This is a genomic window from Bryocella elongata (assembly GCF_900108185.1).
Classification (GTDB): Bacteria; Acidobacteriota; Terriglobia; order Terriglobales; family Acidobacteriaceae; genus Granulicella; species Granulicella elongata.
The window spans coordinates 246,874-261,541 of the sequence record NZ_FNVA01000003.1 but is presented as its reverse complement, the minus strand read 5'-3'; the positions used below and the strand labels follow the sequence as shown (position 1 = coordinate 261,541).

At 61.1% G+C, this 14,668-nt stretch carries 8 protein-coding genes; 6 read left to right on the top strand and 2 right to left on the bottom strand.

Going from position 1 to position 14,668, the window contains the following annotated elements; all coding sequences use genetic code 11:
- Positions 1–301 precede the first annotated feature (301 nt).
- The 4 genes from C4S68_RS10235 to C4S68_RS10215 all read left to right on the top strand — a co-directional run bounded on the left by C4S68_RS10235 (position 302) and on the right by C4S68_RS10215 (position 4,620).
- A complete protein-coding gene (locus C4S68_RS10235; RefSeq protein WP_103932968.1) occupies positions 302–1,096 on the top strand; it encodes a gamma-glutamyl-gamma-aminobutyrate hydrolase family protein in 795 nt (264 codons plus the stop codon).
- Positions 1,089–1,739 (top strand): 16S rRNA (guanine(527)-N(7))-methyltransferase RsmG, encoded by a 651-nt coding sequence (gene rsmG, locus C4S68_RS10230; protein ID WP_235011502.1) that lies wholly within the window; start codon positions 1,089–1,091, stop codon positions 1,737–1,739. Before C4S68_RS10235 ends, rsmG begins: the two co-directional genes overlap by 8 nt.
- A 933-nt stretch (positions 1,740–2,672) precedes the next feature.
- On the top strand, positions 2,673–3,605 hold the full coding sequence (locus C4S68_RS10220; protein WP_103932966.1) for a ParA family protein: 933 nt from the start codon (positions 2,673–2,675) through the stop codon (positions 3,603–3,605).
- 103 nt (positions 3,606–3,708) lie between these two features.
- Positions 3,709–4,620, top strand: coding sequence for a ParB/RepB/Spo0J family partition protein (locus C4S68_RS10215; RefSeq protein WP_103932965.1), 912 nt, complete (start codon positions 3,709–3,711; stop codon positions 4,618–4,620).
- A 27-nt stretch (positions 4,621–4,647) separates the two neighbouring features.
- On the opposite strand, the gene mnmE is transcribed toward C4S68_RS10215, so the two are convergent.
- Together mnmE and cobO are read right to left on the bottom strand one after the other, a co-directional pair.
- Positions 4,648–6,084, bottom strand: coding sequence for a tRNA uridine-5-carboxymethylaminomethyl(34) synthesis GTPase MnmE (mnmE, locus tag C4S68_RS10210; protein ID WP_235011501.1), 1,437 nt, complete (start codon positions 6,082–6,084; stop codon positions 4,648–4,650).
- Positions 6,085–6,167: 83 nt separating this feature from the next.
- Positions 6,168–6,734 carry a cob(I)yrinic acid a,c-diamide adenosyltransferase gene (gene cobO, locus C4S68_RS10205; RefSeq protein WP_103932964.1) on the bottom strand — a complete coding sequence of 189 codons (567 nt, stop codon included), beginning with the start codon at positions 6,732–6,734 and terminating at the stop codon, positions 6,168–6,170.
- Between the two features lie 355 nt (positions 6,735–7,089).
- Between cobO and C4S68_RS10200 the strand changes: the two genes are divergently transcribed.
- Both C4S68_RS10200 and C4S68_RS10195 read left to right on the top strand, forming a co-directional pair.
- On the top strand, positions 7,090–10,722 hold the full coding sequence (locus C4S68_RS10200; RefSeq protein WP_103932963.1) for a TonB-dependent receptor: 3,633 nt from the start codon (positions 7,090–7,092) through the stop codon (positions 10,720–10,722).
- A gap of 386 nt (positions 10,723–11,108) precedes the next feature.
- Complete coding sequence (locus C4S68_RS10195; RefSeq protein WP_160115091.1) at positions 11,109–14,597, top strand: TonB-dependent receptor; 3,489 nt, start codon at positions 11,109–11,111, stop codon at positions 14,595–14,597.
- Positions 14,598–14,668: the final 71 nt, after the last annotated feature.

Sequence of the window (14,668 nt, the reverse complement as noted above, 5' to 3'; positions counted from 1 at the left end):
ACCCCGGAGCCGTTCGTTGTAGAGAAAAGGGGTTGCGTTTGCAGCTGCCGGACGCCCGCCGGGCAAGGTTCCCCGGGCCCGCGGACTGCCCTCGCGCTGAAGTTGTGCAACAGTTTTGGTGCATCGCGAAAGCGCAGTGTTTTCTGCTGGTTACGCTTACGCTGCCCACGTATCCCAGCGGACGGCGATTCATGAGCCCTCGCCGCCAGATGTACCATCGAACATGGGGAGCCGCGCGAGCCGGGAGGAATCCAGCTTGCTATTAGCTCCCGGGATTCATCCCCGCCAGTGAGACCTGACCATGTCCGACCGCCCCCGCATCGCCATCCCCGTCCCGACATCCATCGACCCGGACTACAACCAGCGGTCGTGGAAGAACTATGCCGCGGCGGTGACGGCTGCCGGTGGTGAACCTGTGGAGCTTGATCCGCTCTCCACGCCCGCAACGCTCAGGGCGCTGATCGCGACCTGCGATGGCGTCGTTCTTCCTGGAAGCCCCGCCGATGTGGAACCCGGCCGCTACGGGGCTGATCGCGACCCGGGCTGCGGCCCCGCGGATGCCGCCCGCGAGCAGACCGACTGGATGCTGCTCGACGATGCCGAGTCGCACGGTAAACCCGTCCTCGGGATCTGCTACGGGATTCAGTCGCTGAACTCCTGGGGCGCGGGCACCTTGGTCCAGGATCTCTCTCCTTTGCCGGTGAATCATTCTGCCGGCCCCAGGGTCGCGATCGCCCACAGCGTCTTGATCGCACCCGATTCCCTCCTCGGTTCTCTGGTGAAGGGGGCTGCCGACTGCACCATCGATGGCGACTTCCTCCGCCTGCCGGTGAACTCCAGTCACCACCAGGCCGTCGCCCAACCCGGCGATGGAATGAAGATGGTCGCCCGGTGTCCCGAAGACGCCGTCGTGGAGGCCGTAGAACGTCCGTGGGGTGAGGCTGGCAACTGGTGGGTTCTCGGCGTGCAGTGGCATCCTGAGCGCTCGGTGGAGATCAGCGAAGCGTCTCGAAGAATCTTCTCCGCTTTCATGGACGAAGCCCGCCGCTGGTCCGCCGCAAATCGCGTGCCCGCAGAGGCAGCCCTCCGTGACTGAGGCGCTGACTCCCGCGGAGATCGGCAAGCTCATCGCACCCTTCCTGGAAGCCGGGGAGCTTGAAGCGCCGGAGAGCATTCCCGGCGTTTTGCCGGTCTCCGAGCCTGAGGGCCTGACCGCCCAACTGCAGACATACCTTGATCTACTGCTGCGGTGGAACTCCCGCACGAACCTGACTGCGATCCGCGACCCGCGAGAGATTGTGCAGCGTCACTTTGGGGAGAGTCTCTTTGCCGGTGTCGTTCTCTCTCGACGCCTTGCGCCCGGTGCGACGCTCCTCGATGTAGGCTCCGGTGGAGGCTTCCCCGGCCTTCCGATCCAACTGCTTCGACCGGATCTCCGAGTTACCCTGGCAGAATCACAGGGCAAGAAGGCGAGCTTCCTCCGGGAGGCCGTGCGCTCATTGGGCCTGAAGACCGAGGTGTTTTCCGCAAGAGTAGAGACGATGCCGGCCGGCCGGCTCTTCGACGCTGTGACCCTTCGGGCCGTCGACAACATGGAGTTGGCGATTCGGCTGGCGTCAGAGCGAATCGCACGGCCCGGATGGCTGGCCGTGCTCGGAGAGAGCCAGTCCCCGGATGTCTCATTTCGATTTCCCATTCCGGGTCGGGAATCTTCGTTTCTAGAGATAACCGAAAGATAATTCAGCAGATAGGCGACGAGTCGGCGTTCCACGTGGAACAATCGCGTCATCGCATCAGGCCCCTGCTTCGAAGCAGTGATGATTATCACTGACACGATTGTCGCGCCTTCGTACAGTCCACTCACGACGGAAGCCCGACAAGCGCCCCGCAAACATCTCAGTTGGAGAACGACCGTGCGTTTCCACCCCTTGCTGGTGCAGTTTGTACTCCTCGCCGCCAGTACAACAGCTTTCGCGGCACTCCCTCAGTCTGCCGACATCCCCGTCGCCCCTGTCGCGGGCGATGCAGCCGCTGTCATCCAGCACTGTGGCCCTCCTTCCTCAGATTCTTCCACCTACGATCCGACGACCCGAAGGATGCAGCGCGTTCTGCTCTACGACCACGCTGGAATGCTGCTCCGTTTTCAGCCCGCTGGAGCTAGCTGGAGCTTCACCTCTGGAACCCTCGACGGTCAGGTTGCGAGTCTGCACACGCTCGAGAGCGCCTTCCAGTGCATGAGGGACGGGATGGGGCACGGATCTGTCGCTGCCTCATCAAGCCCGAACCCTCAGGCAACCTTCGGGCCGCAGGATGACGGTCTTCTGTCTCTTTTTGGTGTCCGAAGCTTTCTGACTTTGGCATTGCTAAGTCTCGCTACGGCGCTCCTGGTAGTGTGGCCTCCTCCGAGGAGGATGATGGTCGTGCGCGGCCGCGAAGTGCTGACAATGCCTTCTGTGGAGAACTCCGGCTGAGATCGATGTTCCACGTGGAACGTTCCGCCGTGGCAACCAGCCTGATGTGAAGCATTTGCCGCGCATGTTCCACGTGGAACATCATTCGTCTCCCTCACTCCCCTCGCCGTTCTCCACACGATCCACCGGTAACACCACTGGTACACAGGGCATACATCAGCCGCTTCCCTGTTCCTCTGCTAGGCTTGGGAACGCAAGCCCATGACCATCGACCCACCTAAGAAAAAGACCAAGGTCATCGCCGTCGTCAACCAAAAGGGTGGCGTCGGCAAGACCACAACCGCGATCAATCTCGCGGCCTCCCTCGCCCTCGAAGGCGTCCCTACCCTCCTGATCGACTGCGATCCTCAGGCAAATTCCACCAGCGGCCTCGGCGTTCAGCGCGAAGAGGCCAAACTCAGCGTCTACGACCTGATGCTCGGTGCCGCTACCGCGCGGGAGGCCGTCCTCCCGACAGGCGTTGAAGGCCTCTCAATCGTTCCAGGAACCCGGAACATGATTGGCGCCAACGTCGAGCTGGTCAACGCCGATCGGCGCGAGTCCCGCCTCCGGGACGCGCTCGCCCCTGATCGCAACGGCACCTGGGGATTCATCATTCTCGATTGCCCTCCAGCCCTCGACCTGCTGACGCTCAACGCCCTCGTCGCTGCCGACACGCTCCTCGTCCCCATGCAGGCCGAGTACTTCGCCCTGGAAGGCGTCTCGGAGCTGCTCTCCACGCTCGATCGCGTCGCCGCAGCCTATAACCCGCGTCTCGCGCTCGAAGGCGTCCTGCTCACCATGTTCGACGACCGGACCAACCTCTCGCAGCAGGTACGCGCCAACCTCATGGAGTTCTTCGGCGACAAGGTCTTCAAGACCACCGTGCCCCGGAACATCCGGCTCGCGGAGGCCCCAAGCCACGGCAAGCCGGTCGCCCTGTACGATCCCCGCTCCCGCGGTGCGGAGGCTTATCTCGATCTCGCGCAGGAGATTCTCGACCGCAATCCCGAGATCAAGCCGGTGACGCCGTCGGCCTCCCGGAAAAAGCTTGTCGTGGACGAGATTCCTTTGCCCCGCAGCATCCAGCAGCTCGCAGACGAGGAAGAGTCCAAGGGCTCGGGCATGTGGCCCTTCCGGCGCAAGAAGTCCTAGTACCCGGCCCGAAGCCCGGGCCGCGGGATCGATACAAGCACCAGCCCTGACTGCACCTGCTCCCGCAGTCAGGGAACCTCACCCATTCATACAGGAACGCATCATGGCCAATCCCCTCATCGACCCCAAGCGCCGCGCCCTCGGAAAGGGCCTCGAATCCCTGCTGCCTGCCCGCAAGCCCGTCGAGGCTCCGGCCCCGGTCGCGGCTGAGCCCACCGGCCAGCCGCTCGAGATTCCGCTCGACAAGATCGACCGCAATCCCTTCCAGACCCGCACCACCTTCAACGAAGAAAAGCTCGCCGAGCTGGCCGAGTCCATCAAGGCGTCAGGCGTGGTGCAGCCCATCGTCGTCCGCGAGGGCGAAAAGTTCAAGGAAGACGGCCGCTACACCCTGATCACCGGAGAACGGCGCCTCCTCGCCTCCCGCAAGGCCGGAAAGACCACGATCCCGTCCATCGTGCGCGAGGTCTCCAACGTGCAGGCGATGGAGATGACCATCGTCGAAAACCTGCAGCGGGCCGACCTGAACCCCATCGAGCAGGCCCATGCTTTTTCCCGGCTCGCCCGGGAGTTTCATATGACCCAGGAGCAGATGGCCGAGCGCACCGGCAAGGACCGCGCCTCGGTCTCGAACTTTCTGCGCCTGCTCAAGCTCCCTGAAAGCGTCCAGGTCCTGGTCTCCGCAGGCGAGCTGACCTTCGGCCACGCTCGCGCCCTCCTGGCGTTGCCCGACGCCGAGGCGATCGAGCAGGCTGCGAGGAAGGTCACCGCCCTTCACCTCTCGGTTCGTTCCACCGAAAACCTGGTCCAGAACCTGCTGAATCCCGAGAACCGAAAGGTTGAAGCCAAGCCCGCCGTCGCCCCGGACCCCAATGTGAAGGATGCCGAAGATCAGCTTCGCCGTTCTCTGGGCCTAAAGGTCACCATTGAGGACAAGAAGGGCAAAGGCAAGGTCATCATCGAATACTCCGGGGTGGATGACTTCGACGCGATCCTGACCGCCCTGCGCAAGTAAGAACTACGGCGGGAGGCAGCCACGGCTCTACTTGCCGATGCAGAAGGTCGAAAAGATTCGTCCCAGGATGTCGTCGCTGGTGGTCTGTCCCGTCAGGGCATCGAGCGCATCGAGGGCCCGGTGCAGGTCCATCAGCAGCAGCTCATGGGGGAGCCCGTCCGCGTTGGCGGTATCAGCCGCGGCCAGCGCTGCCAGGGCCTCCTGAACCGCCTCCTGCTGCCGCCTGTTGTTGAGCGCTCCAGCCTCGGCGACGGCGCCTTCCGATAGCTCACGCAGCATCGCCTCTCGAAGCTCCTCCAGTCCCTGGCCCGTACGAGCAGAGATCCTGATGGGGGCGTCACCCAACTCAGCCAGCCCGACGGCGGTGGCGTCGAGAAGATCAGTCTTGTTCTCCACTACGAGATAGGGGCGTCCCGCAAGCGAGGATAGGATCTCCTGCTCCTCGCTCGTCATCTCTTCGCTTGCATCGTGGATAAATAGCACCAGGTCCGCGTCGGCAAGCGCCTCGCGCGAGCGGGCGATGCCTTCCACCTCTGCTTCGTGCAGCGTTTCGTCCAGGTCTTCTCCGCGCAGCCCGGCCGTATCGATCAGCCGCACCGGAATCCCGTTGAGCGAAGCAATCTCTTCCACCGTGTCCCTCGTCGTTCCAGGGGAAGCTGTCACGATCGAGCGATTGCGCTCCAGGAGCCGGTTGAAGAGCGAGCTCTTGCCCGCGTTGGGCCTGCCGATCAACGCTACAGTGGCACCATCCCTCTCGAGACGGCCGCGGCGGAAGCTCGCAGCCAGAGCCTCCAGCGGCCGAACCGCTCCGGCAATTTCGCCGGCAATCGTCGCGGTAGGGACGACGTCCACATCGTCCAGTTCACCGGAAGCAAAGTCCATACCCGCCTCGAGCAGGGCGATGAGGTGCAACAGCTGCTCTTTCGCGGGCGCGACACGCCGGGACATCGCCCCACCCAGCTGTTGTGCCGCCGTTCGAGCCTGCTCCAGCGTCCGCGCGGCAATCAGGTCGTGGACGGCCTCCGCCTGCGTCAGGTCGAGCCTTCCGCTGAGAAAAGCCCTCTGGGTGAACTCGCCTGGCTCGGCGAGACGAACATCGAGGCTGTTTTGTCGCCCAACGACTAATGCGAGATCAATGATCGCCGTCAGCACCACCGGCGACCCATGTGCTGCAATTTCAACCAGATCCTCTCCCGTGTAGGAGTGTGGCGCGTGGAACGCGGTCACCAGGGCTTCGTCCAGGGTCGAACCGCTGCCGCCTGCGTCCCGCACGCGTCCGAAGCGTGCCCGGGCATGGTCCAACTTCCCGGCCATATCAATCAGTTCGCGTGCGATGGTGATGGCGGAAGGCCCGGAAAGCCGCACAATCCCAATCCCACCGCGCCCCGGAGGCGTGGAGATGGCGACGATCGTGGCATTGGCAGGAGCATTGGCAGGAACGGCGACTTGGGGAAGCAGACTCACTGCAACATTATGGATGGCACACCGGAACTCTGATAACCCACCGACCTTCCCGGCCGCGCACTCGAGCCGCCTGATTCCGTGGGCTAGAACTCAATCCCCCGCTGAGCCAGGATCCCCTTCTGATAGGCGTGCTTCACCTCGCGCATTTCCGTCACGGTATCGGCCAGCTCCACCAGCGTCGGATGCGCATTGCGCCCGGTCAGGATGACGTGCAGCATCTCCGGCTTGCCGCGCAGCACCTCTGCCACCCTCTCCGGATGAAGCATCTTGTATCCGATCGCATAGTTGATCTCATCAAGCACAATCAGGTCCCACTCTCCGGACTCGATCGCGGCCGAAGCCTCGGCCCACGCCCTCTCCACCATGGCGAGGTCTTCTGGATCCGTCTCAGCCCCGCCAACCTTCACAAACCCGCGACCCAGCTGCCGCATCACGTAGCGAAAACCCTCAACAGAACTCAACGCTTCTGCTGAATCCAGCTCGCCATAGTGCCAGGAACCCTTGAGAAACTGCAGGATGAGCACCCGCATCCCGTTCCCTGCAGCGCGGAACGCCGTCCCCAGCGCCGCAGTGGTCTTCCCCTTGCCGGGGCCGGTGTTGATGAGGACCAATCCCCGTCGAACGTCATTTTGCTCGCAGTCTATAACCATGCCCCTACGCTATCGCACGCCTGCGCTTCGAGGGAAAAGCATAGAGATTCGATGAAATTTTGTATAACGGCCGAAACACCTACGATTTCAGGGATAAATTGTCTATCTTTTGATATTTCCCAAACCGGAACTATGGGTACTAACCCTCGTTTTCTCTGCGACCTATCGTTCGATCTTCCGTTTGGCAGGAAACCTGCGACCCTTCTCCGCAAAACACTCACCACGCCCAGCCAGACCTGTATCTGTACTAGTCCGTTACACGGCACTTCGAAGAACAGAAACTGACTCGCGCCGTTTTGTAGTTGATGCCTCTAAGCCATTCTGTAGCTGATACCCGTAAGGAGCAGACCACACGATGAAGAACTTGCTGCGTTCTCTGATCGTCGCGATGGCCGTAGGCGGAGCTGTCATGCCCGCGAACGTCGTCGGCCAGGCCATTTCGTCCAATGGCGGATCGATCCAAGGCACTATCTCCGACCCCACAGGCGCTGCGATACCCAATGCGTCCATCGTGATCACCGATCCGGACACCGGGTATACCCACAAGCTCACTACCGACTCTGCCGGCTTCTACAGCCTTGGCCCCCTGAATCCAGGAACCTATAAGGTCACGATCGCAGCACCGAGCTTCAGCCAGGAAGTGCTCACGACGGTCATCCGGACCGGTACCGTGACGTCCGGCAACGCCAAGCTCACCCTCGGCAGCTCGACGGAGACCATCGAGGTCAATGCCGGCGCCCTCCAGATCAACACCGATCAGATTGGTGTGTCGGGTGTCGTTACACAGGAAGAAATCGATACCCTCCCCATCAACGGGCGCAACATCCTCGACGTCGCCCAGCTGCAGCCGGGTGTCATCCTGCAGTCCGGTCAGACCTTCGATCCTACCAAGGCCGGCTACTCAGCAATCTCGGTTTCGGGTGTTGGTGGCCGTACTACCCGCATCCTCTTCGACGGCCAGGACATCACCGACGAAACCGTCGGCACCACGATCTATAACGTCCCCGAGGGCGGCGTCGGCGAGCTCCAGCTCAACCGCTCCACCCAGGACGTCTCCGGTGAGACCACCTCCACCGGCCAGGTTCTTCTCTCCTCCCGCAGCGGTACGAACAGCTTCCACGGAAACGCCTTCTATAACTTCCAGGACAATCACGCGGGCTTCGCCAACGTCGGCGGCCTCCCCGCACCGTTTCAGCGCAACCAGTTCGGCGGCTACGTCGGCGGTTACATCATCAAGGACAAGCTCTTCTTCTTCGGTGGTGGCGAGCGCATCAAGCAGCATGAAGATGACGTGGCAACGGGTGCGAATCCTGTCTTTGCAGCGACCGAAAAGCAGTACCACTACGTCCCCGCTCCGTTCAACGACACGTTCAGCATCGCCCGCTTGGACTACAACGCCCCGTGGAACATGCACATGTTCGTCCGCGCCGTGTATAGCGTGAACTCAGATGACGCCACCTTTGGAGCCAATCCGTATCAGGTCTACGAGAACCGGGATAACGTCCCGGGCCTCGTCGGCGGCGTTGACATGCAGAAGGGGCGTCTGACGCACTCCTTCCGCGTGGGCTATGAGAAGTTCCACAACCTCCTGGTCGATGGAACGGCTGCCCTTGGTAACTCCATTTATAACCCGTCGACCGGTCCCAACAACCAGATCACCCTCGCGGGCGACATGAACGCTGGCCCGAACTTCCTTGCGCCGCAGGGAACCTTCCAGTCCGACAAACAGCTTCGGTATGACGGCACCGCGACCTTCGGAGCCCACTCCATCAAGTTCGGCTTCGACATGAACCGCCTCCTCGGTGGTGGTTTCGCCGCCTTCTATGGAGCTTCCCTCTACACCGAACTATCGGTAGCCAACCCTGTTCCCTGCGCTGACGTGGCCGGAACCTCCTGCCCGGGCGACCCGGTCAGGGGCTACTCCGCCGAGTACTACATCCTCGGTAACGGCAACGGCTTCTTCTCAGAGCGTCCTGGCTTCGGCCTCGCCGGCGGCGGCGTCTTCAGCTGGCGCTTCGGCTCCTACGTCGGCGACACCTGGAAGGTGAAGCCCTATCTCACCGTCACAAGCGGCCTCCGCTGGAGCACCGATACCGATCGCGCCAACCAGGATGTTCCCACCCCCCTCTGCTCCACTGTCGATCCGAGCTACCTCGTGACAGGCTGCAACGGTACCCAGCCGCTGTTCAACTTCTATGGTTCGGTCGGAGGCACGGGCGGAGCCTACGGCGCCATTGGCTACAAGACGCATCAGCCCTACGCGAACTTCAGCCCCCAGCTCGGTTTCGTCTTTAGCCCGGGCGATCACAAGACCTCTGTACGCGGCGGCATCGGCCTGTACTACGAGAGCGATGTCTTCAATAACACCGGCAACGCGCGTCCTGGAGTGATCACAGCCAACGGACCCTACTTCGGGTATGCGTACGTGCCCGCCAAGAGCTCCTCAATCGCCCTTCCGGGCTATGGCACGATCAGCACGGCTCCGGACGGCACTCCTATCTCCACCATCACCACGGAGTCGATTTATCACGCCGCGCCCGAACTCAATGCCATCAAGGCCGAATACCAGGCCAAGGTGAAGGGTTCGCTCTCGGCGAACGGTAGCTACGTTGGAACCGGAAACGGGTTGTACGCGAATAGCCTCTACGCGGGTCCTTATAAGTCGCCGTACTCCATCCAGTTCAACGGTGGTGTCCAGCACGAGTTTGCGCGCGGCATCGTCCTGAGTGTCGACTACGTCCACAACGCGACCCTCAAGATTCCGATCTCCGTCGACGTGAACTCCAATGGCGCTGCGCGCACTTTGAACACGGCAGCTGCCAAGAACGCCATCGCCGCGACTCTCACTGCTTGCGGCGTCGCGACCATCGCGCAGGCTATCGCCGCCTGCCCAGGCCTCCACACAGACCCGACCACAGGTGCCGTCAGCGGAGCTACCATTACCGATTTCGCCGGCAACGGTCTGGATAGCGGAACGAACTACCTGCAGAACTTCTCCGCAGCCGCGGATGGTTTGACGCCTGCCACTGGCGCTGCCTTCCCTGGCATCAACCCCAACGTCGGCACCGGTCTCTTCATCCTTCCGGTAGGTCGTTCGGGCTATGACGCCCTACAGATGCTCTTCCAGGAGCAGAAGGCCCATCCGCTCCCGGGTATCGTCACCAGTAACATCTCGATTGCCTATACGCTCTCCCGCATCGTGACCGGAAACAAGGGGACCAACGCTGCCGACCAGTTCTTTGCTGGTGCTGGCGCCTGGGATAACGATGATCCGAACCGCTACCTCGGCCGCAGCAACCTCGACCACACCAACGAGCTCAGCTTCGGTGGCACGTTGGGCCTCAAGTACGGCCTTCAGGTGGGCGTGGTCAGCCACTTCTACTCCGCTCCCCCCAGCACGCTCACTCTGGATACCCTCGCTGGCAATACCGCGCAGATCTTCCAGACGGACGTAGATGGTGACGGCACCATCGGTGATCTTGCCCCGGGAACGAACCCCGGCGCTTACATGCACCAGGTTCATCACGGCAACATCAACAAGTTCATCGCCCAGTACAACTCCGTGCACGCAAACCAGCTCACCCCCGCTGGCCAGGCCCTGGTCTCGGCTGGACTGCTCACCCAGGGACAGCTACTCGCCCTCGGTGGCGTGCAGCAGCCCATTGCTCCGCAGGCCGTCGATGTACCGATCGACAATGCCGCCTTCCGCTACTTCGACTTCAACGCCAGCTACCCGATCAAGTTCAGCAAGTTTCATGAGGGCCTGAGCCTGGTGCCTGGCGTCGTCATGTACAACGTCTTCAACATGAGCAACTTCGGCGCGATCAACGGCACCCTCCTCAACCAGGCAGACGCCGGTATCGCTGGTTACGTCAACGGCCCGAACAATCTGGCCACTCAAAATCCGCTGCGCATCAATCGCAACTCGGGCACCTTCGATCAGGGCGGACCGAGAACGACGGAGTTTCAACTCAAGCTGAACTTCTAACGAAACCTCAACAGCAGTCCCGCGCAGGCGAAGAGCTTCGGCTCTTCGCCTGCGTGCTTTGGGCGGTAGTGCGCGAACAGCCTGTGTCGGTGCCCCACGGTCAACTGGACTGCCGACTTGCAATCCTCAGCACCGGCCGGTCGCCCTGGACAACCCCGCTTTGTGACATTTCTACGAAATCCCGGATCTACTCCCGTCAGCCGTATCGAATATCCCGTATTCCATATTTATCTGCGGCTTACACGGCGGCTCATCTAAAAGATTCAGTCAAAATTGGCCCAAAAATCGCTAGATATTGCGGGTTGTCCCAGAATGGCCCCCCTCGTGCATACTACCTCTCCATGAAGTCCCCCTTCAGATCGAAGATCTCAGGAGAGTCCCAGTACATGAAGAAGTTTCAGCTTGCGCTCGGTTTGATGGTCGCCTTGATGGCGGGTGCGACTGCCCCGGCCTTGGCACAGTCGACCACGTCCGGCGATATTAGTGGCACCCTTAGTGATCCGACCGGTGCGGTCGTGCCGAACGCCACGATCACGGTGACCAACACTGGCACGGGCGAGACCAAGACGGTTACTTCCTCAGCTGGGGGTAGCTTCCGTGCCTCCCTGCTTACCCCCGGAAGCTATAAAGTGACGGCTACCGCGCCTGGCTTCTCGACCGTGACGGGCGTTGTCACGGTCTCCGCTGGCGTCGTGAGCGAGGACGACATCAAGCTTCCTGTGGGCGCAAGCGGCACGACAGTTGAGGTGAACGAGGTTCCCGAGTTCGTGAACACGACGAACGCCGACATTACGACAACACTCTCCGCACAGGAAGTGCAGCGGATGCCGAACCCCGGCAACGACCTGACCTTCGTAGCGCAAACCGCTCCCGGCACCGTGATGAACACTGGTACTGCAGCCGGCGGTTACGGCAACTTCTCCAGCTTCGGTATCTCAGGCTTGTCGAACATGTTCTCCCTCGACGGCGGCTATGAGAACGATCCATTCTTGAACCTGAACAACACCGGCGCTTCAAACCTGACCCTCGGAAATAACGAGGTCGATACCGTGACCGTCGTGGCTCCGGCCTACAGCGCTCAGTATGGCGGCCTCGGCGGCGCCCAGGTGAGCGAGATCACGGCTGCAGGTACGAACCGCCTTCACGGGAACCTCAGCTACTACTGGGATGGTCGTGCTCTCAACTCGAACGACTGGTTCAACAAGCAGAGCGAAGCGTTCAATGGCACCAAGAACCAGCCGACCTTTGTAAACGCCAACCAGTGGGCAGCGCGCATCGGTGGTCCTGCATTGAAGGATCGCCTCTTCTGGTTCGTAGATACGGAAGGTATTCGTGCAACGACCCCCGCGTCCGGACAGATCTACGTCCCCACGGCTCAAACGGCCGCTTGCGCTGAGGGCAGCACGACAGCCTGCGCTGCGCTGAATGCTGCAGCAGACGCAAACTGCGCGGCCTCTCCGAACACCTCTACCTGCGTTGGCAACAATGGCTACGCCGCTTTTGCTCCCGCATCGGCGAGCCAGCTCCCGCTGGTGACAACGATCATGAACACGTTCCGCAACAGCCCGTTCCGCCCAGGTGCGAGCTCGGTGCATGCGGATCCGAACGATGCTGCTCTCGAGACTTACTACACCAGTTCGCAGTCGAACCTCAAGGAGTGGCTGCTGACCGCCCGCGCGGACTGGAAGATCAGCGACAAGGACACGTTCTTCGTCCACTACAAGCAGGATCATGGTGTCCAGCCGACATACGTCGACCTCATCGACCCCCGTTTCGATGCTTACAGCCCTCAGCCCGCCTATGAAGGGCAGATGAGTGAGGCCCACAGCTTCACGCCGAACCTCACCAACCAGCTTGTGGTTACCGGCAACTGGTACAGCGCACCCTTCCAGAACACCAACAACTATCTACCCATCGCTCCTTTCACTTTCGTCCCGAATCTGGATGGTGACCTCTACGAGCAGTACTACGGTGGCGATGACTACGCCTTCCCGCAGGGCCGCCGCGTTACGGGCTACCAGGTCATTGACGACGTAAGCTGGACGCGCGGCCGCCACACAGTTCGCTTCGGATATAACATCCGCCGCGATAATGTAACGGACCTCGACCAGAGCCGTTCCGTCGCTCCACTTGCCGAGGGTTCAGAGGAAGCGTTCTTTGCAGGGCAGATCGACTACGTGTGGTCGCAGTACTTTCCAGTCAAGCCGGAGCAGCCCGTCTCGGTCTATGACGAAGGCATCTATGTTCAGGACGAGTACAAGGTTCTCCCGAACCTGACGCTCACCGCAGGTATCCGCCTCGAGCGCAACTCGAACCCCGTCTGCCACACGCTTTGCTTTGAAAGCTTGTCGACCGATGTGAACTCGCTTGCCACCTCGAGCAGCACCATTGCTTCGGCGAACGTTCCCTATAGCGCTGCGTACCCAGGTGGGTATATCAAGTCCAGCCGCTACCGTGCCTTCACCAAGTATCAGAAGCTTGCGGTGATGCCTCGTCTGGGCCTCAACTGGCAGCCAGAGCACAATACCGTGATCCGCGCCGGCTTCGGCATGTTCTCCGATAGCTTCCCTGCCCTGATCGCAGACACCATCATGGGCAATGCGCCGGATAACTTCCACGCTGCGGCTTATGGTCCGGTTGGCGGCGGTGCTGCTGATCTGAACCTTGACCCCAGCACGGCAGGCAGCGGCGGGGCGTACGCTCGCGCCTCAAATGCTGCGTTCCAGAATGGCTACGCATCGGGTGGAACGTACACAACCATTCGTTCCGCAGTCGCGGCAGCTGGCGGCCTCTACTCTGCCCCTAGCTTTACGACGACAACCCCCGCCGGCATCAAGTATCCCACGTATGAGGAGTGGAGCCTTGCTGTGGAGCGTCGCCTAGATGCGAAGAGCAGCTTGACGCTTACTTACGCTGGCAACCACGGCTACCATGAGCCGGTCGAAAACGGCGGGCGCAACCTCACACTCGCGTCTGCATCTGCTACGAAGTATCCCACTCTGTTCGCAACCAATGGTACGGCGAAGCCTGTGACCGCCTTTGGTACGCTGACAAACGTCTACTCCGGCGCTAGCAGCAATTTCAATGGTGTGGTCGTTACAGCCCAGCGTCACCAGGGCAACTTGACAGCGGTCTTCAACTACCAGTGGAGCCACGCTCTTGACGAGGTCTCCAATGGCGGTCTCGAGCCCTTTGCCCCGGATAACGGCGATGCCGAGTCGGTGGCAAACCCCTACAACCTCCACGCTCAGTACGGGAATGCCGACTATGATGTTCGCCAGAACATCACGGGTAACGTCACCTGGTCGGTACCTAACTACCTGCATAAGTGGGATGAGGTCTTCGGCGGTTTTGAGTTCAACGCTGTGGCCTTCCATCAGACCGGCTTGCCTTACACGATCACTTACAGCTCGAGCACCGCTGGCTTCTCCAACGGTACGGTGAACCTCTTCGCTAAGCAGGCTAACAACAACTTCGACCATCACTGCGGTGGCGGCAACCACGCCCTCCTACCGGATGGCTCAATCCCGAATCCTTGCAGCTTCCGCTCGAATGCGTCCTTCGTTGCACCGACGGACTTCACCCAGCAGCACAGGAACTCGCTTACTGGTCCGGCCTACTCCAACGTCGATTTCGGAGCCTTCAAGAACTTCAAGATTCCGCACTATGAGTTCATGAAGATCAAGGTCGGTGCACAGTTCTTCAACCTCTTCAACCACCCGAACTTCCAGAATCCTGGCCACGCGCTGACAGGCTCCAGCACCTACGGTGCAATTACGAGCACGGTAGGCGCTCCGACCAGCATCCTCGGTTCAGTGGGCGGTGCGGACGCGAGCCCGCGCCTTATTCAACTCCATGGCGAGTTCACCTTCTAACCAGGAAGTGAACTTCGACAACAAAAGCGGAGAGCTTCGGCTCTCCGCTTTGTTTTGTCTAATGTTTATCT